General features: G+C 62.6%; 17 protein-coding genes and 2 tRNA genes. 14 read left to right on the top strand and 5 right to left on the bottom strand.

Going from position 1 to position 21507, the window contains the following annotated elements; translation table 11 throughout:
• Positions 1-4: 4 nt before the first annotated feature.
• From AC6I99_RS16300 to AC6I99_RS16290, 3 genes are read right to left on the bottom strand one after another with little or no spacing between them, the layout of a single operon-like run.
• Positions 5-1552 carry an APC family permease gene (locus AC6I99_RS16300; RefSeq protein WP_224088397.1) on the bottom strand — a complete coding sequence of 516 codons (1548 nt, stop codon included), beginning with the start codon at positions 1550-1552 and terminating at the stop codon, positions 5-7.
• Positions 1549-2754, bottom strand: a complete 1206-nt coding sequence (locus AC6I99_RS16295) for a glutathionylspermidine synthase family protein (RefSeq protein WP_309925700.1) — start codon at positions 2752-2754, stop codon at positions 1549-1551. The genes AC6I99_RS16300 and AC6I99_RS16295 overlap by 4 nt, the downstream gene beginning before the upstream one ends.
• Positions 2755-2756: 2 nt before the next feature.
• Entirely contained in the window at positions 2757-3506 is a 750-nt protein-coding gene (locus tag AC6I99_RS16290; RefSeq protein WP_497961279.1) for a Tat pathway signal protein, read from the bottom strand.
• A 151-nt stretch (positions 3507-3657) separates the two neighbouring features.
• Between AC6I99_RS16290 and AC6I99_RS16285 the strand changes: the two genes are divergently transcribed.
• The 7 genes from AC6I99_RS16285 (at position 3658) to AC6I99_RS16255 (ending at position 10332) form a co-directional block, all read left to right on the top strand.
• Positions 3658-5181 carry a sensor histidine kinase gene (locus tag AC6I99_RS16285; RefSeq protein WP_497961278.1) on the top strand — a complete coding sequence of 508 codons (1524 nt, stop codon included), beginning with the start codon at positions 3658-3660 and terminating at the stop codon, positions 5179-5181.
• Complete coding sequence (locus tag AC6I99_RS16280) at positions 5178-5852, top strand: response regulator (protein WP_224165039.1); 675 nt, start codon at positions 5178-5180, stop codon at positions 5850-5852. Before AC6I99_RS16285 ends, AC6I99_RS16280 begins: the two co-directional genes overlap by 4 nt.
• Before the next feature lie 30 nt (positions 5853-5882).
• Positions 5883-6539, top strand: coding sequence for an MOSC domain-containing protein (locus tag AC6I99_RS16275; RefSeq protein WP_224088392.1), 657 nt, complete (start codon positions 5883-5885; stop codon positions 6537-6539).
• Between the two features lie 440 nt (positions 6540-6979).
• Positions 6980-9151 (top strand): DEAD/DEAH box helicase, encoded by a 2172-nt coding sequence (locus AC6I99_RS16270; RefSeq protein WP_224165037.1) that lies wholly within the window; start codon positions 6980-6982, stop codon positions 9149-9151.
• 265 nt (positions 9152-9416) lie between these two features.
• Positions 9417-10007: a LysM peptidoglycan-binding domain-containing protein gene (locus tag AC6I99_RS16265; protein ID WP_497961277.1), complete on the top strand. Its 591-nt coding sequence runs from the start codon at positions 9417-9419 to the stop codon at positions 10005-10007.
• A gap of 118 nt (positions 10008-10125) precedes the next feature.
• Positions 10126-10197 (top strand) — tRNA-Thr (locus AC6I99_RS16260).
• A gap of 61 nt (positions 10198-10258) precedes the next feature.
• Positions 10259-10332, top strand: a tRNA-Met gene (locus tag AC6I99_RS16255).
• Positions 10333-10450: 118 nt separating this feature from the next.
• Here AC6I99_RS16255 and AC6I99_RS16250 read toward each other — a convergent pair.
• A complete protein-coding gene (locus tag AC6I99_RS16250) occupies positions 10451-11581 on the bottom strand; it encodes an IS1249 family transposase (protein ID WP_497943933.1) in 1131 nt (376 codons plus the stop codon).
• Between the two features lie 134 nt (positions 11582-11715).
• On the opposite strand from AC6I99_RS16250, the gene AC6I99_RS16245 reads away from it, so the two are divergent.
• Both AC6I99_RS16245 and AC6I99_RS16240 read left to right on the top strand, forming a co-directional pair.
• The gene (locus AC6I99_RS16245; protein WP_497961276.1) at positions 11716-12372 is read left to right on the top strand and encodes an SDR family oxidoreductase; all 657 of its coding nucleotides are present in this window, start codon (positions 11716-11718) and stop codon (positions 12370-12372) included.
• A gap of 114 nt (positions 12373-12486) precedes the next feature.
• A complete protein-coding gene (locus AC6I99_RS16240; RefSeq protein ID WP_497961275.1) occupies positions 12487-14058 on the top strand; it encodes a Na+/H+ antiporter in 1572 nt (523 codons plus the stop codon).
• A gap of 40 nt (positions 14059-14098) precedes the next feature.
• Here AC6I99_RS16240 and AC6I99_RS16235 read toward each other — a convergent pair whose 3' ends face one another.
• Positions 14099-15322 carry an ROK family protein gene (locus tag AC6I99_RS16235; RefSeq protein ID WP_309925717.1) on the bottom strand — a complete coding sequence of 408 codons (1224 nt, stop codon included), beginning with the start codon at positions 15320-15322 and terminating at the stop codon, positions 14099-14101.
• Positions 15323-15557: 235 nt separating this feature from the next.
• Here AC6I99_RS16235 and AC6I99_RS16230 point away from each other — a divergent pair, with 235 nt between their 5' ends.
• The 5 genes from AC6I99_RS16230 to AC6I99_RS16210 all read left to right on the top strand — a co-directional run bounded on the left by AC6I99_RS16230 (position 15558) and on the right by AC6I99_RS16210 (position 21504).
• The gene (locus tag AC6I99_RS16230; RefSeq protein WP_224165032.1) at positions 15558-16832 is read left to right on the top strand and encodes an extracellular solute-binding protein; all 1275 of its coding nucleotides are present in this window, start codon (positions 15558-15560) and stop codon (positions 16830-16832) included.
• A 24-nt stretch (positions 16833-16856) separates the two neighbouring features.
• Positions 16857-17771, top strand: a complete 915-nt coding sequence (locus AC6I99_RS16225; RefSeq protein ID WP_309925720.1) for a carbohydrate ABC transporter permease — start codon at positions 16857-16859, stop codon at positions 17769-17771.
• Positions 17771-18682 (top strand): carbohydrate ABC transporter permease, encoded by a 912-nt coding sequence (locus AC6I99_RS16220; protein WP_224165030.1) that lies wholly within the window; start codon positions 17771-17773, stop codon positions 18680-18682. Before AC6I99_RS16225 ends, AC6I99_RS16220 begins: the two co-directional genes overlap by 1 nt.
• Before the next feature lie 76 nt (positions 18683-18758).
• On the top strand, positions 18759-20513 hold the full coding sequence (locus tag AC6I99_RS16215; protein WP_497944668.1) for a glycoside hydrolase family 13 protein: 1755 nt from the start codon (positions 18759-18761) through the stop codon (positions 20511-20513).
• Between the two features lie 31 nt (positions 20514-20544).
• Positions 20545-21504: an aldo/keto reductase gene (locus AC6I99_RS16210; RefSeq protein ID WP_497961274.1), complete on the top strand. Its 960-nt coding sequence runs from the start codon at positions 20545-20547 to the stop codon at positions 21502-21504.
• Positions 21505-21507: the final 3 nt, after the last annotated feature.

The following is a 21507-nucleotide window of genomic DNA, read 5'->3' as shown; positions in this document are numbered from 1 at the left end:
CAGGCTACTCGCCGCGCACCAGCCCGACCTCGGTGTGTTCACCAGTGAAGAAGCCACGCGTGGCAGGTGCGAAACGGCACACGATGGCCAGCACCACACCCAGGAGCAGAAGCAGGACGCCGCTGACAAAGGCTCCGCCGATCCCAAAGATCTGCGTATCACCGTATTCCGGATCCCACATTTGCACCGCTGAAATGAAGAACGCCACAGTCAGCGACACCGCTCCCAGGAAGGGCAGGATGCCGCGGAACCACAGGTTGCGGGCAGAATCCCGAAGCGTTGAGCGGAAGAACCACACGCACGCGAAACCGGTCAGGGCGTAGTAGAACGCGATGAACAGGCTGATGGCACTGATGGAGTCCGCCAACAGGTCTTCGCTGAGGAAGCTCATGGCCACGTAGTACGCCACGGCAGCCACACCCATGACCTGGGTTGAGAAACCCGGTGTCTGGAACCTTGGGTGGACCTTGCCAAACCGCGCCGGCAGGGCACCGTGCACGCCCATGGACAGCGTTCCCCGGGCTGTGGGGAGGATGGTGGTCTGCGTTGAGGACAGGACCGATGCCAGCACAGCCACCACGATCAGCCAACCCCAGGGACCCAGCACTACGTCCTTCATGGCCAGGAAGACGTCATCCTGGTTGGCTTCATTTCCCAGGCCAATGCCTTCGGTCCCGACACTCGCATACATCATGACCAGCAGCGCCACGGAGACGTAGATTGCCACCAGGACGAACGCCGATATAACGGCACCCCGGCCTGGAGTCTTCGCAGGGTTTTCCGTCTCTTCGTTCAGGGCCAGGCAGGTGTCCCAGCCCCAGTAGATGAACAGGGCCAGCAGGACCCCATGAACTACGGCGCTGGGATCGGCGAACGCACCCGCGGGGTTGAACCATTCAAGGTCGAAAGGCTGGACGGTGGGGCTGCTGTCGGCTGTTCCAGGCGCGCCACCGGCGATCCCAACAATAATGGCCACCGCAAAGATGCCCAGGGAGATGTACTGGATGTAAGTCAGGGTCCGCTGGACGTGCTCGCCAAGCCGTATCCCGCGGTGGTTCACGTAGGTCATGAAGGCGATGAACAAGACCCCGGTGGCGGTGACCAACCACGTGTTCCCGGCCAGGGAGCCGTCGCCGACCAGCAACCACAGGTACTTCCCGGCAATTTGGGCCAGGTTGGCGAGGACCACGATCCCGGCCAAAGCCACGCCCCAGCCGCCCAGCCAGGCCGCCCACGGCCCAAAGGCTTTGCGGGCCCAGAAGAACGTGGTGCCACAGTCAGGGAGCGCACTGTTCAACTCGCGGAACGCGTAGGCGATGAACAGCACCGGGATGAAGCCAAGGACCAGGATCAGGGGGGTGTAGTTGCCGTTGACAGCAACAATGAGCCCCAGGGTAGCGGCCAGCGAATACACCGGTGCCGTGGACGCCAAACCGAGCATGACGGAGTCGCCAAGGTCCAGGATCCCTGCATGGAGGCCTTTGGAGGGTACGACGACGGTACGGTCGCCGCCCGCTGAACCGCCGTCCGGCGTCGAAATTTCAGTGCTCAAAGTGCAGCTCCATAAGAAGTAGTGGTGGGCGCGGCAGGCGCCGGGGCATCAATGGTGTTGGGAACGAAGCGGCAGAAATAGTCTGTGATGGGGCCATCGGATTCACGGATGCCGCAGCCCACGGACTCGCCGTCCACCACCCACAGACCAAGCACCGGATGGTTTCCATCGAAGTCGGGGAGAGCGTGGTACTGCTGGAAGCACCACCCTTCGCGGCCATAGCCGCCGGGTTGCTGCAGCTCGATGCCGGGGGCATGGATACGGATGTTGTCGCCCTCGCGGCCATGAAGGGGCTTGGCCACCCATTCCTTGAGCGGGCCAGGATCGCCAAGGTAGGCCGGCAGCAGGTTCCCGTGGCCGGGGTAGAGGTGCCACAGTGCAGCCAGCAGGGCTTTGTTGGAGAGCAGCATCTTCCACGCCGGCTCTACCCACCGGGGGTTGTGCGCCCGCGTCAGCAGCCGGTGTCCGAAAGGTTCCTTCATCATCAGTTCCCACGGGTACAGCTTGAACATGGTGCTGATCATGAAATTGTCCAGGTCCACAAAGCGGTTCAGGTTCGGGTCCCAACCGATATCCGACATATTGATGCCGATGGTCGTCCACCCACCCTGGCTCGCCACATCCCGCATGTAGGCGGCAGTCATCCAGTCCTCGCCGGACTCTTCGGCCTCCGAATGAGCCACATGCAGTGTGCTCATCCCGGTGCGGAACTGCAGCTTTTTCCATTGCCGGATCAGCGCCTCATGGATTCCGTTCCACTGGTCCTTTTCCGGGAACACATCCTGCAGCCAGAACCACTGCGCAACGGAGGCTTCAATAAGGCCTGTGGGTGTGTCGGCGTTGTACTCCAGCATCTTCGCCGGCCCACCCTTGCCGTCATAGATGAAGTCGAAGCGCCCATAGATATCCATGTCCCCCGCCTGCAACGACTCACCGGCAAGCTCCAGCGCCTGTTGGCCGATACCAATATCTCCCATGGCTCCGGTGGCGAGGAACTTTGCCGCTTCCAGGCACATGAGGTGCATGTCCTCGGCAGTCTTCTCGAGCGTCTCCACCTCGTCCATGGTGAATTCGTAGTACGCCGACTCGTTCCAGTACTCGATTTTGCGGCCATCGGGCATGGTGGTGGTCGAAAAGACCAGGCCCTGTTCTTCGATCTTCTTTTTCCAGTCCGGCCTGGGCTCGGAGGGCAAACGCCGCACGCCTAGCCTCCCGAGCTTCCGCCGCTTTTGGAGCTGCTGCCAAAGCCGCCACGGCTGACTGTGCCGCCCTTGGTGCTGTAGCCCGTTGACGTCTTGGCGCCTTGTGGAACTGTCTTCGTGTAGCTGGGGTAGGAGTTGCGGTTCTGTCCCACAGCGGGCACGCTGGCTCCCCGCGAGTAGAAGTACCAGGCGTAGATGGCGGAACCGCGGCCATCCGAGCTGCTGTTGTTGCACTGGGAATCGTCCACGCGCTCGCCGGTTTCATCGTTGAAACAGACCTGCGCGTAGTCGGCCTCTTGTTCGCTGCTGGCGACCACGGCCGTGATGGTTCCGGCCAGAAGGGCCGTCACGCCCAGACCCACGACGACGGTGCGGCGCCGGGAGCGCTTCTTCCGGGCCTCGGCTTGGGCTGCTTCGCGTTCACGTTCCTTGGCGAACGGGTCAATGATGGGGAGCGGATGGCCGGGCGCTGGCTTGGAAGGGCCGGGCTGGGGTGTGCCGGGCTGGGAAGAGCCTGGCTGGGATGTGCCGGGTTGGGATGCGTCGGGAGCTTTGTCCGTGTCGTCATTGGCAGGAGGGATCAGCTCCGGATGGAGCTCGGGTTTGGGCACCAGCCACGGCGGTGGCTTGGGCGGATTCTTGCCCGCGTCCGGACCTTGGCCACCACCTGCAGCACCGCTGCCTGACGCGCCGTTGCCTGACGCGCCGTTGCCTGACGCGCCGCTACCTGCGGCGCCTTCGTTCGGGTCCATGTATATCCCCCTGGATAGACCGTTGGATTGTCCGGCGCCATGCCGGACCAGATGCTGAAAGCAAGCCTAGTCCTTGAGCGGGGCGCGGGCACTGCTGTCATCCGAAGGTGGGCAGAACTGCCCATCTTGCCAACCGTGGAAGGATGTAGCCATGCCAGCTCCTGAAGCACAAAGCAGCGACTCCGACGCCGTTCTGCTGCGCCTTCCCGCTGTTCGGGGCATCGGCCGTGGACGCGTTGTAACGGGCCTTGTCCTTGCCCTGCTGTTGCCGCCGGGCGTCGAAGTCATGGTCACTGTTTTGGGCTTTCGAAACTTCGCCATGATCATGCTCCTTCAGCTGGCAGCGGCCGTGGCCGTTGCCGCAATCGGAGGCCTGTGGCCCGCCGTGGTCGCGGCGGTCCTGGGTAGTTTCCTGCTGAACTATTTTTCCGCCGAACCCGTGGGCTCCCTGTCCATCGCTGATCCAACCACCCTGTTTACCCTGGTGGTTTTCCTGGCCGTGGCTTGCGGCGTGGCGCTCGCGGTGGGACTGGCAAGCCGCAGGGCCCAGGAGGCTGCGAGGTCCGAGGCCGAGGCCACTGCCCTGAGCGAGTTGGCCCTGCGCATCCTCAGTTCCGACGGCAGCCTTGAATCCTTCCTTGAGAAAGTCCGCGGAAATCTCGGCATGGAGGCTGTGACGCTCTTGGGATCGCCGGGACCGGACGGCGTCACAGTGCCGGGAGCACCGCCGCAGTGGCGGATTCTTGCGAGCGCCGGCCCCAATCCGCCGGTGACCCATGCTGCCGCGGACCATGCCGCCGCCGTCGATCCCCACTACACGCTGTTGTTGCGCGGTGGTGCGCTGTCCTCCCAACACCAGCGTCTGCTGGCGGCCTTCGGAGCGTTTGTGGTGGCTGTGCGTGAGCGGCAGCAGCTGGTCAAGAGCCGCCGGGACAACCTTCGCCTGGCCGAGGGAAACAAGATGCGGACGTCTATCCTTCGCGCCGTTTCCCATGATTTGAGGACGCCGTTGGCCGGAATCAAACTGGCTGTGAGCAGCTTGCGGCAGGAAGAGGTCCAGTTCCCTCCGGACGTGGAGAAGGAGTTGTTGGAGACGATCGAGAATTATGCGGACCGCCTTGACCATTTGGTGGACAACCTGCTGGATATGTCCCGGATTACCGCCGATGCCGTGAATCCTTTGCTCGCGGGCACCACCTGGACCGAAATATTGCCCGAGGCACTTCGAGGGATCCCGAAGGATCGGATACGCAGCGAGTTGCAACCCAACCTGCCGCCCGTAACAGCCGACGCTGGCATGTTGGAGAGCGTCGTGGCGAACATCGTTGAAAACGCGGTGAAGTACGCACCTGGTTCGGACGTTGTCCTGACTGCGCGTGCGGGTGCCGGGATAACGGTGGGGGACAAGCCTGCCAGCGAACTGAGGATCATGGACCATGGCAGCGGGGTGGGACACAACGAGGTGCTTGAGATGTTCCAGCCCTTCCAGCGGCTTGGCGATTCGCCGGCCCCGGCAGGCGGCGCGGGTGGTGGAATCGGGTTGGGACTTGCGGTGGCCAAAGGCTTCACGGAAGCCATGGGCGGCACGCTCATGGCGGAGCCGACGCCAGGTGGCGGCTTGACCATGGTGGTTACGTTGCCGCTGTGGACCGGTCATGGGGGAGGCAGGGCATGACCCGTGTGCTGATAGTTGAGGACGAAGCCCAGATCGCGCGGGCAATGCAGGTCACCCTGCAGGCCCATGGGTACCAGGCGATGACCGTTGGAAACGGCGCTGATGCCTTGAACGCCGTGGCGAGACAAAGCGTGAACATTGTTGTGCTGGATCTTGGATTGCCGGACATGGACGGGGTGGAGATCATCCGCCGCATCCGTGGGTGGAGCAGCATGCCCATCATCGTGTTGTCCGCCCGGCATGCCTCGGAGGACAAAGTTGAAGCGCTCGACGCCGGTGCGGACGACTACGTGACCAAGCCCTTCGGACTGGATGAGCTGCTTGCGCGGCTTCGGGTCGCCTCGCGCCGGGTCCTTACCGATCGGGAGGAACCTACCTTGGCGACGTCGGACTTCATGGTGGACCTGGCGGGCAAGAAGATCGTGAAGGACGGGTCAGAGGTGAGGCTGACGCCCACCGAGTGGAACATCCTGGAGTTGTTGGTTCGGAACAAGGGGAAGCTGGTGAGCCAGCAGCAGATCCTGACTCAGGTCTGGGGTCAGGCCTATGCCAAGGAGACGCAATATCTGCGGGTCTATATTGCCCAGTTGCGGCGAAAGCTGGAGCGGGACCCGGCCGCGCCGCGGCACCTGCACACTGAAGCGGGAATGGGTTACCGGTTTGATCCTTAAATCCGGTTCCCCGTCCGTAAACTGTTGTCCATGAACACCGCATCCCTCCTCGCTGTCTGCCGTGTCCACCAGTTGTTGCCGGACCCGGAAGGAAGCGTTGGCGTCACGGCGATAGATAAGCGTCCTGTGGAAGGCCCCGTGAAGATCCACAAGCTCGGCGTACACGGCGACGTCCAGGCCAACAGGTTCGATCACGGCGGTGAAGACCAGGCCTTGTATGCCTATTCCCAGGCGGATGCCGATTACTGGTCGGCCGCACTGGATCGTGAGCTTCCAGCCGGCGTCTTCGGGGAGAACCTGCGCGTGGAGGGAATCGAGACCACGGGAGCCGTCATTGGTGAACGTTGGAAGATCGGGCTGGATGTGGAGGTGGAGGTAACGTCACCGCGTGTCCCGTGCGCCACCTTCCAGCGCTTGCTGGACGAGCCGCAATGGGTGAAGCGCTTCACGCAGGCCGGGCGGGTTGGAACCTACCTGCGTGTGATCAAGACGGGGACGGTTTCCGCGGGAGACCACATTCACCAACTGTTCGTACCGAAGCACGGTATTACTGTTGGCCAGTGGTTCAGCGAGCCCACACCGGACATGGTGCAAACCCTGCTCGATGCCGAGGCGGACGGGGAGATCCGGCTTCAGGACGAATACCACGGGAAGTTCGAGAAAGTCCTTCGGCGAAACGGGTTCTAAGCCTTCTTGAACGGGCTGCGCGGCTTGTTGGGGTGCTGTATGGAGGCTGCCTGGAGTAGCCGAGGAGTCCGGGTGTGCTCAAGCTCACTTGGTCTCCATCAGCACTCAACTCGCGGTGATGGCACTCTGTGCCCTACACTTGAAATATCCCCCACTCCGGAAATCCCTTTATCCTGCCCAATTCTTGAGGCAGGACTGGTAAGTGTTGGGGCCCGCAAATGTGTGCGGGCATTTTCATAGGGAGAGCCGGCTAAAGAAAACGCTGTACAGACTGCTGGGATAGCAGCCAAGAGATGCAGCGGGAAGTCCTGCCATGGGATTGCGATAGCGCCGGACTTCTTGCGAAAGCAGGGCACCTTTGCCTGGCTCTTCGCGACGAGTAATGCGGCCAAGCCCAACCGGGCCGCGCCGACTGCCCTATGGATGAGGAATTTCCCCCTATGACCGAAAATCTCAACGAAAACTTCGACGCCCCCAACGCTGAGTCTGCTGACGTAGCAGAGACCGCCGCTGAAGGCACCGCAGTAGAAGCACCGGCCGCCGCCGCTGCCCCCGTCGAGAACGCTGCACCCGAGTCTGCAGCCCCCACCTTCACCGAAGCTTCTGCCCCCAAGGTAGAAGACGAGGAAGAAGAAGGCGTCCGCTTCGTCGATCTTGGCATCGATGGCCGCGTTCTGGCCGCACTGCAGGATGTCGGGTACGAAAAGCCGTCCCCCATCCAGGCAGCCACCATCCCGCTGCTCCTCGAAGGCCGCGACGTCGTCGGCCTGGCCCAGACCGGTACCGGCAAGACTGCAGCCTTCGCTGTCCCTGCCCTGTCCCGCCTGGCGGAGCTGCACGACCTCAACGGCCCGTCCCGCAAGACCCAGGCATTGGTCCTGGCGCCGACGCGTGAACTCGCCCTCCAGGTTGCCGAAGCGTTCACTTCCTACGCCAAGCACATTGACGACTTCACCGTGCTTCCCGTTTACGGTGGTTCCGCTTACGGTCCCCAGCTGGCCGGCCTTCGCCGCGGTGCACAGGTTGTTGTCGGTACCCCCGGCCGTGTGATCGACCACATTGCCAAGGGCTCCCTGGACCTCTCCGAACTCCAGTACCTGGTGCTGGATGAAGCTGACGAGATGCTGCGCATGGGCTTCGCCGACGACGTGGAGCAGATCTTCCAGCAGACTCCGGAAACCCGCCAGGTTGCACTGTTCTCTGCCACCATGCCGGGCCAGATCCGCCGCATGTCCAAGCAGTACCTGAACAACCCTGCTGAAATCTCGGTGAAGTCCAAGACCACCACCGGTGCCAACACCAAGCAGCGTTACCTCCAGGTCATGGGCCCGCACAAGCTGGACGCCCTGACCCGCATCCTCGAGGTTGAAGACTTCGACGGCGTCATCGCCTTCGTGCGCACCAAAATGGCAACCGAGGACCTCGCCGACAAGCTGAAGGCCCGTGGTTTCCAGGCTGCCGCCATCAACGGCGACATCCCGCAGCAGCAGCGCGAACGCACTGTTGACGCGCTGAAGGAAGGCCGCATCGACATCCTGGTTGCTACCGACGTCGCAGCCCGTGGCCTTGACGTTGAGCGCATCAGCCACGTCATCAACTACGACATCCCCCACGACACCGAGTCCTACGTCCACCGCATTGGCCGTACCGGCCGTGCAGGCCGTTCCGGTGACGCGATCCTGTTCATGACGCCGCGGGAGAAGTACCTGCTGCGTTCCATTGAGAAGGCTACGCGCCAGCCGGTGGAGCAGATGCACCTGCCCACGGCCGAGACCGTGAACACGCTGCGCCTGGGCAAGTTCGCTGAACGCATCACCGAAACCCTCGAGTCCGAGGATGTTGCAGCATTCCGCGACCTCATCTCCTCCTACGAAGAAGAGCACAACGTACCGGCCTCGGAGATCGCTGCTGCACTGGCCGTCATGGCACAGGGCGGACAGCCGCTGCTGGTCAAGGAACTGCCTGCAGCTCCTGAGTACCAGAAGCGCGAGCGCTCCAAGGATGGCTTCGGCTCCCGTGGCCCGACCCGTGCGCTCACCGAGGGCAATGCAACCTACCGGATCGCCGTCGGACGCCGTCAGCGCGTCATGCCGGGCTCCATCGTGGGCGCCATTGCCAACGAAGGTGGCATCTCCTCCGCACAAATCGGTGGCATCGACATCCGCTCGGACCACTCCCTGGTGGAGCTCCCGGCAGACCTCAGCCCCGAGCAGTTGCGCGCACTGTCCCGCACCCGCATTGGTGGCGAACTGATCCACCTTGAGCTGGACAACGGACGCAGGCCCAACAGCGACCGTGGCAGCTACGCCGGGGGTGGCGCCGGTGGCCGTGGTGGCTATGGCGACCGCGAAAACCGTGGTGGCGGCAACTTCAAGGGCAGCGGTGGGTTCAAGAAGGACTTCCGCAAGTCCGAAGGTGGCGAGCGTTCCTCTGCCGACCGCGGCGGCCGCACGTACAGCGACCGCTCCGAGCGCACTGCAGGCAGCTTCGGCGATCGTGACCGGGGCCAGGCCAGCGGCTCCCGCTTCGGCGGACACGGCGACGGCGCCCGCAAGCCCCGCAGCGGTGGCGAAGGCGGACACCGCGACTTCAACCGCAAGGGCAAGTGGTAAACACTGGGCAAGCGGTAAACACTAAGTAGTTCCCGTCAGGGGGTCGGCTTTCGGGCCGGCCCCCTGTGGCGTTTAATCCCGTCAATTCCGGGCCTTGTTCGATATACGGGGCCTTGAACGGTGGGAATGTTCGAACAAGACCGGGATTTCTGCGGAGGTCCTGGAGGCCTTGGAACGCCCGGAGTGCCGCCGTACGATCGAGGTGCTACGAGTGGCGTAGCTGCGAAGAGCCTGAAGGTCGCAAGCTGAATGTAGGAGGGTTCCGATGGGATTGCTCGACAACTTGAAGAAGAACCTGGGCCGTGGTGAGAAACATCACCTAAGCCCGGATGCCAGTGTCCCGGATGCCAGCGTGGTGGATGCCGGTGAAAAGGGTCACAGGAACCAGGGTGTGGCCACCGGCTCGGACACCTCAGTTGATCCTGCCGACCAACCCGCTGCCGCCCCCTCCGCTGCCGACCGCTCCGCTGTGGACCAGGCGGCAGAGGATGCTGCCGCCGTCGATGCTTCTGCTTCGAACAAGGCGGCCGCGGAAGCTGCCGCAGCCCAGGCCGCCGAACAGCAGGCGGCAGCCAACGCTGCAGGCGCTGGGATCGCCGAACAGGCCGGCTTGGATCCGGAAGCCCCGGAGATCCAGCCAGTGACCCGCCAGGCAGCCTCTGAGGCCGCTGCCGAGGCAGGACAACGTGGTCCAGTCGCCCCGCGCGTCACGGAGGTTGTGGTTGAGCCCGGCGACACGATGAGCGGCATCGCTGCGCAGTTCGGGGTGGACCTCGGAGCCCTGATCGCAACGAATGCTGACACAGTGCCCAACCCGGATCTCATCTACCCCGGACAGGTGCTCCGGCTGCCCTGATTTGGGCGTTATCTGGATCAGGAAAACGGCGTCTGCGCAAATTGTGTCGACGCCGTTTTTCCGCGGATTTTCGCCGATTTGTAGCTTCTGAAAACGTCCGGTAGAGTATTTACTCGTTGCCCCCCTAGCTCAGTGGTAGAGCGCGTTCTTGGTAAGAACGAGGTCACCGGATCGATTCCGGTGGGGGGCTCTGAATGAGGGCCTGTGTCAAGGCGGTTTTGACCGGCTTGACACAGGTTTTTCTCATTCGTGGCGGTGTAGCTCAGTTGGTTAGAGCGCACGACTCATAATCGTGAGGTCGGGAGATCGAGCCTCCCCACCGCTACAGAGCAAGACCCCGCAGGTATCATCTGCGGGGTCTTTTCATTTGCCCAACCGCGCCACCTTTCCATCTGGGACAGAATGGGGGTTATAGGACAAAACGTGTGTAAATCCCGGGTGTGTCATGTGCGTCCGGCCCAGCCTTTGCGGTCCCAGAGGCCTTCCTCGGCGCTGAGTCCGGTGCTGTAGAGCTCGGGCCCGGGTTCCTGCTCGATCGGGGTCCTGGTTTCGGTCTTGGCCGGGTGGTGGTGCTGGGCTTTGATGAGTTTCGCCGGTGGCAGGGGCTGTTCGCTGTGGAGGTAGAGGTACCACTCGATCGCCCGTTTGCGGTGCTCTTCGCTCATGCCCCGGTGGGCCCGCAGCAGTAACCGGAGTTGGGCGTTGGTGCCGCCTTCAATGCGGTTGGTGGTCGAGGCGATCTGGAGGCCGGCGAACTCGGCGCGCAGGTAGGTGAAAAGTGTCCCGGCCTGGCTGAGCCGTTCCAACAGCCGGTAGGCCTTACGGAGCCTGTCGTGGGTGTACCACCAGGTTTGATTCGCCCTGACCCACCCGGGCACAACGGCGCTGCCGTTGCGATAGGTGCGGGCTTTGACCAGGTTCCCGTAGCTCTGGTGCCAGTCATGGAGCCCGCCCAGCCACGCGGCGGCTTCGGCCGCGGTGGTGATCCTCGTTAGGGCGCGCCCGAGCCGCAGCAACGCCTTGCCCGCCTCAGTCCTGGGCCGGCCGGTCAGGTAGGTGCGGACGTTGCGTTGGACGTGGACCAGGCACCGCTGAACCGCGGTCTCACTCCAGCACTCGGACAGGGCCGCTGCGATGCCGGAGCCACCATCGGTGACCACGACGGTGGGGGCGGGGAACCGTGCGAGCAGGGCAGCCCACGCGGCCTTCTTCTCGGTATCGCACCACTGCCAACCCAGCACGTAATCCCCGGCCACAGCGATCAAACAGCACCACGAGCCCACATAAATCCCGTCGACCTGGACCTGGTCATGGACCTCGCCCGTGGCCGGAATCTTCGGGGCGATGTTCCAGCACCACCCTGTTCGGCGCCGGAAGGAACGGGCGGTGCCGAACGAGGTTGCCGCGGACTGGTTTGACGTGCCCAGCAGCCAGCCCAGGAACGCATCCAATTCAGCCCGGCGGCTCACATCGGGACGTTCACCCGAGCGGCTCGCCCCGCACTCCAGGCACCGGTACCGCTGCTTCCCGGCAGCTGTTTTCCCGTTCCGAACCAGCCCGCGACCACAAATCAAACACTCCGGAGATATGCAAGCACCCCAGCCACCCTAAGCTTCAAAAGCTTAGCTAACCCGGATTTCCCCCGCGATCACTGGAATGCAAGCCCCTCCCATACACACGTTTTGTCCTATAACCCCAGAATGGGTGCATGAGCCGAATCGCAATCATTGGCGGCCACGGCAAAGTGGCCCTTCATCTATCCCGGATTCTTAGTGGCGAAGGTCACGATGTCACGTCGTTCATTCGGAATCCCGATCATGTGGCAGATGTCACGGAGACGGGAGCCACTGCGCAAGTGCTGGACGTGGAAAACTCGACGACGGCGGAACTCGCCCATGCGCTCGAGGGCCACGATGCCGTGGTCTGGTCGGCAGGGGCCGGTGGGGGTAACCCGGCCAGGACCTATACCGTGGACCGGGACGCCGCCATCCGATCCATGGACGCAGCCAAGGAAGCCGGCGTTAAGCGTTACGTGATGGTGTCTTACATCGGCAGTGCCAAGGATCATGGCATTCCCAAGGACCACCCTTTCTTCCCTTATGCAGAGTCCAAAGCAGCGGCCGATGACTACCTGCGCAGTAGCGGCCTGGACTGGACGGTGCTGGGACCGGGAACCTTGACCGAGGAGCCGGCGTCCGGGTTGATCGAAGTCAACCCGGCCAACCCTGGCAACGGCACCGGGACGTCCCGTGCCAACGTTGCTTTGGTGGCCGCTGCCGTCCTGGAACTTCCGGGCACTATCCACCGGACCATCACTTTCAAGGATGGGACCGTTGACGTGGTGGATGCCCTGACCACGGATTGACGTGGTCCACGGATTGACGTGGCAAGGGATCTACGGACCCCGGGATAGGTTGGTAGGTAGCTTCCGTGGGCCAGGCCTGCCGGAAGCTCGTACAACTTCTGGGGAAGCGGGAACATGGATCAGCTGGCACTCATTATCGGATTGCTGCTTGCCACGGTGCTGGCCGTCGGCCTGGGGGACAGGCTTCGGCTTCCTTATCCGGTCCTGATGCTGCTCCTGGCTGTTGCGCTGACGTTCATTCCCGGCTTTCCTGAGTTTGAGATTTCGCCGGAGCTGATCCTGCCAATCTTCCTCCCGCCGTTGCTCTTTGCCACTGCGCAGAAGAGTTCCTGGGCCGTTTTCCGCGTCCGGTGGCGGACGCTGCTACTCATGGCTGTCGCCTTGGTGGTGGTTTCCACCGCGGTGGTGGCTGGTGCTGCGTGGCTCATGATTCCTGGTATCGGGATCCCGGCAGCGATTGCTTTGGGAGCCATGGTGGCGCCGCCGGATCCCGTTGCCGTGGAGTCAGTGGCTGGCCGCGTTCACATGCCCAGGCGGCTCATTACTGTTCTGCAGAGCGAGGGCCTTTTCAATGACGCCGCCGCAATCGTGATCTTCCAGGCAGCAGTCGCTGCCACGGTGTCCGGTAGCGAAGTGGGCCCCAATGTCATCCTGCAGTTTGTGGTGGGTGCTGCCTTGGCAGTGGTCATTGGCATCGCCATGGGCTGGCTGACCAAGTTCATCACCAAGCTTGTGACGTCCATGGTGGCACGCAGCGCGGTCACGCTTGTGGTTCCGTTCGCTGCGTACATCCTGGCGGAAGAGCTGCACGCATCAGGCGTGGTGGCCGTCGTCGTGACTGCCCTGGAGCTGCAACGCCACGCGCGGCCGCAGGACGCTGCTGAGCGCATTACGCGGACAGCTTTCTGGGACGTGGTGGAGCTGCTGGCCACCGGACTGGCCTTCGGCCTGGTGGGCTTGGAGATCCGTCACGTCATCCGTGACGAGGGGACGGCGATTTTCGGGATGATCGGCGTTGCCGTGGTGACTTGCATCCTGGTGTTCGTTGTCCGCTACCTATGGCTCGGGCTGCTTGCGCTCACGGCCCACCGGCGGCGGAATCTGCTGCAGCCGACCTCGCCCAAGGAAGTACTCATCCTGACATGGTGTGGAATGCGTGGGCTGGCCACCCTGGCCCTCGCTTTGGCGCTCCCCGTGACCCTGCCTGATGGTAGTGACTTTCCCGCACGGCACGAAATCCTCGTCATCGCCTGCGCCGTGCTTCTGGCCACGTTGGTACTGCCGGGCCTGACACTTCCCTGGCTGATGCGGGTCCTGAAAGCCACGGAGGACGGTTCCCATGAAAAGGACGCGGCACGCGTTCTGGCCAAACGTGCGCAGTCGGCAGCAGTCTCGGCGCTGAAGGACCATGAGCTCATGAAGGAACTCCCGGCGGACAAAGTGGCACTGGTCAAGGAAAAGATGCGCCGGCTCCACGCAGAGCTGCTGGATGGGACGTTGCGCAACGAGTCGGCGGCGGAGAAACGCAAGCGGGGGCGTGAACTTGCCATTGCCGTGCAGACGATCGCGCTGGATGCCGCCCGTCAGGAAGTGGTGGAGGCGCGTAATGAGCCCGGGACTGATCCTGAAGTGGCAGATCGTGTCCTGAGGCAGCTGGATTTGCGCACCATGTCAATGCCGGAATAGCACCGCGCAGGCCCGGGTTGCAGTCGGGCGCTGGACACGATCAGGAGGCGTCCGCGCGCTTCGGCAATGACGAGGGGGACAGGTCCAGCGCGTGCTCCTCGACGTAGTCCAGGGCGTGGCGGATCGCGCCGAGGGACACAATGCGGTCACCGAGGGTGGAGGTTGCCAGCCGCGGGGGAGTGAAGGTGAAGTCGGGCAACTGCTTTTCAATGGCTGGGATCAGTGCATGGGCAGAGGCGGCGACGGCTCCCGCAATAACCACCAGCTCAGGGTTGACCAAGGTACTGATCGAGCCGATGACACGGGCCATGCGGTGCGCCACACGGTCCAGGGCCTGACGGGCGGCGTGGTCGCCTTCCGCGGCTGCCTTGAAAACCATCTCCGCTGTTAACGCTGCAGGATCATCCCCGCAAAGTTCCCGCAGCTTCGTGGTCGGGGTATCGTCAAGCGCTTCCCGCCCCCACAGCACGGCGTAGTGGGCGATGCCGTACGTGTCGCCCACGCCGTCAACGGTGTCCAGGTATCCCAGTTCCCCAAAGCCGCCAAGCTGCCCGTGGAGCAAACGGCCGGATTCGAGGATTCCGGAACCCAGGCGATCGCCTGCCAGCATAACCACAAGGTTGTCGACTCCCTGCGCAGTGCCCTGCCACCGTTCCGCGAGGGCTGCGAGGTTGGCGTCGTTTTCCACGAGTACCTGCCAGCCATGCCGCTCTGCAACAATCCCGCGGACATCGAAGGATTTCCAGAATTCCTGGACGGTGAGGACCTCGCCGTCGCGGCTTACCGGGGCAGCAACTCCCACGGACACTGCAAGGATCGAGTCTGCAGGTACGCCGGCCTTTTTCAGGACGTCTGCTGCGATCCGGTCCAGCACATCTGCGCGCTCATTGGCAGAGACGTTGTACGTGCGGAAGGGCATCGTGACCTGGGATAAAGGTGTTCCGGCCATGTCGGCAACTATGGCGGTGATCTTATTGGCGCCGATGTCGATTCCGAGCACGCTGGCCGCGTTGTCGTCGAAAACAAAGCGGCGTGCCGGCCTGCCCTTGATGTAGTCTCCGGCCCCCCGCTGGTTTTCCAGTTCCTGGAGCCAGCCGAGCCGGACAAGTTCGTCGCAGATGGAAATGACGGTGGCGCGGGAGAGCCCGGTGGAAGCCATGAGTTCTGTGCCTGTTACCACACCGGCACCACGCATGGCCTTGAGCATCGCGCTGGCATTGACCCTGCGAACCAGCTGGGTTGACGGCGCAATCCCGATCAGCATTCGGCGCTCCCACCTTTTCAGCCGCCTACCGGAGTGATAGAGCGGTCTCTCTAAATTTAGTGCATAAATTTAGATGACGACGTATTTCCCCCAAAGCTTGACCATGTGGCGCTCCTCACTAAATACTAGCGATAGGTCATAAATTTACCTCCTATCAAAACTCCGGTGGAGGTCGAACACGACCACCTCCCCCCACGGCATAGCGGCCACTGGGGGTCCGCAAGACGAAAGGACTATGGAGTCTGTGAAAGCTACGCGCAAGAAACGCATGGCAGCGATGGGCCTGGGTCTGGCACTGCTGGCCGGCCTTCTCTCGGGCTGCACCGGGGAGCCGGGCAAAGAGACCATCCGCTTCACCTTCAGCAAGCGGGAGGCGATCGGATTCATGACCAAGCTGGTTGCCGACTACAACGCTTCCCAGAACGAAACCGAGGTGGTCCTGGACACCTCGGGCGTCGACGTCGTGTCCGCGAGTTTCGTCCGCGGCAATCCACCGGACATCGCGCTTGCAAACTACAACATGGAGACGTCCCGCTTCGTCCAGCGCGGAGCGTTGAGCGACTTGTCAGGCACCCAGGCCGCCTCCCGCGTCCGCGAAGACCTCCAGCCTCTGATGGACCAGTACGGTTCCTACCCGGAGCGCACCAGTGCCCTGCCCTACTCAGTCATGGCGTCCTCGGTGATTTACAACAAGGAGATCTTCGCTGCGCACAACATCGCCGTGCCGAAGACCTGGAGCGAGATGATCGCGGCGTGTGAAGCGCTGAAAGCCGCTGGCGTGACGCCGTTCTATGCCACATGGAAGGACGACTGGACGATTGCCCAGGGGTGGTTTGACTACTCCGTAGGCGGGCAGGTGGACACCATTGACTTCTTCAGGAAGCTTGCTGCCGAGGGCACGAAGGTTGGTCCGGAATCCCCGGTGTCATTCCAGAAGGACTTCAACCAGCCAGTTGAGAAGATGCTGACGCTCGCGAAGAACTACGTCAACAAGGATGCTGCAAGCCGCGCCTACGGTGACGGTAATCTTGCTTTCTCGCAGGGCAAGGCGGCCATGTATCTGCAGGGGCCCTGGGCGTTCAGCGAGATCGCCAAGACCGCCCCGGACCTCAAGCTCGGAACCTTTCCCCTCCCGATGACCGAGGACCCCAAGGACCTGCGCGTCCGGGTCAACGTGGACCTCGCGGCCTGGATTCCCGAGGCGTCCAAGCACAAGGACGCTGCGCGCACCTTCCTCGAGTACCTGTACCGGCCAGAGGTAATCGATGCCTACAACAAGTCGCAGTTGGGCTTCACACCCACCAAGGACTCTGCAAATGTTCCGGATCCCCGGATCGAGGGAATGGTGGAGTACTACGAGAAATCGCAGGTTTACCAGGGCCCCTCGGTACTCGTTCCGCGCACCATACCGATCATGAACTACACGCAGGCAATCGTGTTCGGCGCGTCCCCTGCATCCACCCTCCGCACACTCGACGCAGATTGGGCGCGCCTGGCCTTCCGCCAGTAGTGCAGAACATAGGAAGTCAGAATCATGTCCAGCATCAGCACCTCAACCACATCCGGGCAGAGCCGCCAAGGGCAGCGCAGCAGGCGGCGTGTGGAACCGATTTTCTACTTTTTCCTCGTGCCCAGCCTCATCCTGTTCACGCTCGCCATCACGATTCCGGGCATCATCGGTATCTTCTTCAGCTTCACGGACTCCATTGGAATTGGTGATTGGGAGTTCATCGGCCTGACAAACTACATAGCGATCTTCAGCGACCCCGCTATCCTGCAGAGTTACCTGTTCACCTTCGGTTTCTCCATCGTTACAGTGATCGCCGTCAACGTGATCGCCTTCCTCCTTGCCGTCGGCCTTACCGCGCGCATCCGGATGAAGTCCGCACTGCGGACCATTTTCGTCATCCCGATGGTGGTTTCCGGCATCATCATCGCCTACGTGTTCAATTTCCTGTTCTCGAACTCCTTGCCTGCCGCGGGAGCTGCGGCGGGGATCCCCTGGTTGGAGACCAGCCTCCTGGCAAACCCGGACCTCGCGTGGATTGCGATTGTGGTTGTCACAGCATGGCAGGCGGTACCCGGGGCACTGCTCATCTACATTGCGGGACTTGTTGCAGTGCCCGGGGACGTCTATGAGGCCGCGGAAATCGACGGCGCGGGCAAATTCCAGCAGCTGCTGAAGATCACCCTTCCGTTGGTGGCCGGTTATGTGGTCATCAACATAATTCTCGGGTTCAAGGGCTTCCTGAATGCTTACGACATCATCGTCGGGCTGACGAACGGTGGCCCCGGGACCTCCACCCGGAGCATTGCGATGACTGTCATTGCCGGCTTCAATGGCGGCGACTACGCCTACCAGATGGCCAACGCGACGATCTTCTTCGTGGTCGCCATCCTTATCTCACTCCTGCAGCTTTCGCTGACTCGCGGACGGAATGCACTCTGATGACCAAACAAACCACCCTCGCAATCGAGGACTTCTCCCACGTTGAAACCATCACCGCTCCAACCAGGCGACGGCGGTCGGCTCCGGCGATCGAGCGGGTCAACTGGCCGGCAACCACAGTGCTCGTCCTGTGCGCAGTGACCGTGCTGCTTCCCCTGTATGTCACGGTGTCCATGGCCTTCAAGACCCAGGGGCAGGCTGTGGATGGCAACGCTTTCTCCTTTCCCGCCCCCTTCAGCCTTGACGGTTTCATCCAGGCCTGGACCCTGACGAACTTTCCCGTCGGTGCCGCCATGTCATTGCTGGTGACTGCAGGGACTGTCCTCGCCACCATCGTCCTTGCTGCATTCGCCTCCTATGCGATTGTGCGCAACTGGGAACGCCGGTTGTTCAGGTACTCGTTCTTCTACCTTCTCGGAGCGATGTTCATTCCGTTCCCGGTGGTTGCATTGCCGCAGATCCAGCTCACCGGTCGTCTTGGGCTGGACAACCCGTTCGGCGTTATCCTCCTGGCCACCATGTTCCAACTGAGCTTCAGCGTGCTGCTCTTCACCGCATTCCTGCGTTCCATACCCATGGAACTGGAAGAGAGTGCCCGGATCGATGGCGCTACGACATGGCAGACATTCTGGAAGCTGATCTTCCCGCTGTTGGCGCCGATGAGCGCCACCGTGGGTATCTTCGCCTTCCTCTATGCCTGGAATGACTTCATGATGCCGTCGTTGATCATTTCCGATCCGGCACTGCAGACCCTGCCGGTACGGCAAAACCTGTTTCAAACGCAGTTCAGCAACAACTACCACGTATCTTTCGCCTCCTACCTGATGGCGATGGCGCCCGCGATCGTCGCGTACCTCTTTACGCAGAGGTGGGTCATGGCTGGCGTGACACAAGGTGCCGTTAAGGGCTAGTGGATGTTGACCTTCCGTGCCCAGCGTTTCATACTGGTCCGGGATATAAATTTAGATTCTAAATCAAAGGAGTTTCGTGAGCACTTCCGCCACTCAGGCACACCGTACCGACGCAGAGCGAATGGCTGATCCCAACTGGTGGCGCCAGGCGGCTGTTTACCAGATCTACCCGCGCAGCTTCTCCGATTCCAACGGCGACGGCATCGGTGACCTCAAGGGCATCACCGCCAAGGTCCCGTACCTGAAGGAACTGGGGATCGACGCCGTTTGGCTGAGCCCGTTCTACCCGTCGGCGCTTGCGGACGGTGGCTACGACGTCGATGACTACCGCAACGTGGACCCCAAGCTGGGGACGCTTGAAGATTTCGATGAGATGGCAGCAGCACTGCATGCCGCCGGCATCAAGCTGGTGGCCGATATCGTGCCCAACCACTCTTCGGACCGCCATGAATGGTTCAAGGAGGCCCTGGCATCGCCCAAGGGTTCTGCAGCGCGGGAACGCTACATCTTCCGTGACGGCAAGGGGAAAAACGGCGAGCTTCCGCCCTCGGATTGGGACTCCGTGTTTGGCGGACCGGTCTGGGAACGCATCACCGAGCCCGATGGCACTCCCGGACAGTGGTACATGCACATCTTCGCCAAGGAGCAGCCCGACTTCAATTGGGACAACCCCGAGGTTCGCGAGGACTTCCTGAAGACCCTGCGGTTCTGGTCCGACCGCGGCGTGGACGGCTTCCGCATCGACGTCGCGCACGGCATGGCCAAGGATCTCTCCGAGCCGTTGCCGATGAAGGCAGACCTCGAGGCCCGGGCCCACGGCACGGACGGTTTCGTAGACGGGTCACACCCGTTCTGGGACCGTGACGAAGTCCACGAGGTCTACGCGGAGTGGCGCAAGCTCTTCAACGAGTACAACCCGCCGCGCACTGCAGTAGCCGAGGCCTGGGTCCACGAATCGCGTCGCGCCCGCTATGCCAGCCCTGAGGGACTGGGCCAAGCCTTCAACTTCGACCTCCTGCAGGCCGACTTCGATGCGCCTTCCTTCCGGACCATCATCACGGAAAACCTGATCGCGGCCAAGGAAACCGGGGCGTCCTCCACCTGGGTGTTCTCCAACCACGACGTCGTTCGGCACGCCACCCGCTATGGACTGCCCAAGGGCGGTTCAGTTGCCAAGGGAACCAACGCCGCCCAGGATGTCTCGGCCGGCAAGCCAAAGGGCCAGGACGGCAAAGGCTGGCTGCTGGCCGGCGCGCCGGCGGAAGAGCTCGACGTCGAACTCGGCTTGCGTCGTGCCCGCGCCGCCACGCTGCTGCTCCTCGCGCTACCCGGCTCCGCCTACCTTTACCAAGGCGAAGAGCTTGGCCTGCAGGAAGTAACCGAAATTCCGGACTCCGAGCGGCAGGACCCGTCCTTCTACCGCAACCCAGGCGTGGAGATCGGCCGCGATGGTTGCCGCGTTCCGCTGCCGTGGACCGCAGAAGGACCCTCCTTTGGCTTCGGAGAAGGCAAGGCACACCTGCCGCAGCCGGAATGGTTCGCCAAGTACGCGGTGTCCGAGCAGGAAGGACGTGAAGGCTCAACGCTGGAGCTCTACCGCAAAGCACTGCGCCTGCGCAGGGAACTGCAGACCGACGAGGAACTCGAATGGGTTGAGACCGGAAACCAGGACGTTCTGCACTTCAGCCGTCCGGGCGGTTGGGAAACGGTAACCAACTTCGGAAGCGAGCCCTTCGCGCTTCCGGCAGGCACCGTCGTCGTGAGCAGCGGACCGCTGGAAGGCGGCCTGCTCCCGGCCGACACCACAGCCTGGGTGGTCCGCGACGCGTAAGCGCCGGGCAGCCAACTGATTGAATACAGGGATGAATAACGCGAACGGGCGCGGGCGCCTGATCTACGGCTGCATGGGTCTTGGCGGTCCTTGGGACGGAACGTCCTATGGTGCCGCGGAGATTGAACAGGCTGCCGCAGTCATCGAGGCAGCACAAGGTATCGGCATCGAATTGTTCGATCATGCTGACATCTACCGCAGCGGCAAGTCCGAAGCCGTCTTCGGGGAAGTCCTCGCCCGTTCGCAGGGCCTGCGCGGGAAGATCCTGCTGCAAACCAAATGTGGGATCAGGCTGGGGGAGCGCGGGCTGGACACGCACTACGACCTCAGCCGGGAAGCCATCCTTGAACGGGTCAATGAAAGCCTGAAGCGCCTTCAAACGGATTACGTAGACGTCCTTCTCCTGCACCGGCCGGATCCCTTGATGGATCCCCGCGAGGTGGCGGACGCCGTCGGGCAGCTTGTTACGGAAGGCAAGGTGCGGCAGCTGGGTGTGTCCAACATGTCCGGCGCGCAGATCGAGTTCCTGCAGGACTCCCTTGAGATGCCCATCATCGCCAACCAACTGGAGATGAGCCTGCTGCGGCGGGACTGGCTGGAAAGCACCGTACTGGTCAACCATGCGGACGGGCTGGGCTTCAACTTTCCGCATGGGACCCTGGAGCTATGCACGGCCAAGGGGATTGAGCTCCAGGCCTACGGCGCCCTGGCTCAAGGGCGCTACACAGGGGCGCCGTCCGGGGAAAAGTCGCCGGCCGAGTCCGCTACCGCTGAAATGCTTCAGCGGCTCGCGCGGGAGAAAGGCACCACGCCTGAATCAGTACTGCTGGCGTGGCTGATGCGGCATCCGGCGCGGATCTCTCCCGTGCTGGGAACCACCAACCCCGGGCGGATCGCTGCCTGCTCTGATGCCGCCTCCGTGGCTGCCGCCATGTCCAGGGAGGAGTGGTACGGCCTGTGGGTGGCGGCCCGGGGAAGCAACATCCCCTAAAGC

The organism is Arthrobacter sp. TmtSoilC77, from assembly GCF_059739415.1.
This window is presented reverse-complemented; position numbering and strand designations above follow the sequence as displayed.

Excerpts from the sequence above, each read along its gene's own strand:
- AC6I99_RS16290 (WP_497961279.1), bottom strand. The coding sequence starts at position 3,506 with ATGGACCCGAACGAAGGCGCCGCAGGTAGCGGCGCGTCAGGCAACGGC.
- AC6I99_RS16285 (WP_497961278.1), top strand. The coding sequence starts at position 3,658 with ATGCCAGCTCCTGAAGCACAAAGCAGCGACTCCGACGCCGTTCTGCTG.
- AC6I99_RS16280 (WP_224165039.1), top strand. The coding sequence starts at position 5,178 with ATGACCCGTGTGCTGATAGTTGAGGACGAAGCCCAGATCGCGCGGGCA.
- AC6I99_RS16275 (WP_224088392.1), top strand. The coding sequence starts at position 5,883 with ATGAACACCGCATCCCTCCTCGCTGTCTGCCGTGTCCACCAGTTGTTG.
- AC6I99_RS16270 (WP_224165037.1), top strand. The coding sequence starts at position 6,980 with ATGACCGAAAATCTCAACGAAAACTTCGACGCCCCCAACGCTGAGTCT.
- AC6I99_RS16265 (WP_497961277.1), top strand. The coding sequence starts at position 9,417 with ATGGGATTGCTCGACAACTTGAAGAAGAACCTGGGCCGTGGTGAGAAA.
- AC6I99_RS16245 (WP_497961276.1), top strand. The coding sequence starts at position 11,716 with ATGAGCCGAATCGCAATCATTGGCGGCCACGGCAAAGTGGCCCTTCAT.
- AC6I99_RS16240 (WP_497961275.1), top strand. The coding sequence starts at position 12,487 with ATGGATCAGCTGGCACTCATTATCGGATTGCTGCTTGCCACGGTGCTG.
- AC6I99_RS16235 (WP_309925717.1), bottom strand. The coding sequence starts at position 15,322 with ATGCTGATCGGGATTGCGCCGTCAACCCAGCTGGTTCGCAGGGTCAAT.
- AC6I99_RS16230 (WP_224165032.1), top strand. The coding sequence starts at position 15,558 with ATGGAGTCTGTGAAAGCTACGCGCAAGAAACGCATGGCAGCGATGGGC.
- AC6I99_RS16225 (WP_309925720.1), top strand. The coding sequence starts at position 16,857 with ATGTCCAGCATCAGCACCTCAACCACATCCGGGCAGAGCCGCCAAGGG.
- AC6I99_RS16220 (WP_224165030.1), top strand. The coding sequence starts at position 17,771 with ATGACCAAACAAACCACCCTCGCAATCGAGGACTTCTCCCACGTTGAA.
- AC6I99_RS16210 (WP_497961274.1), top strand. The coding sequence starts at position 20,545 with ATGAATAACGCGAACGGGCGCGGGCGCCTGATCTACGGCTGCATGGGT.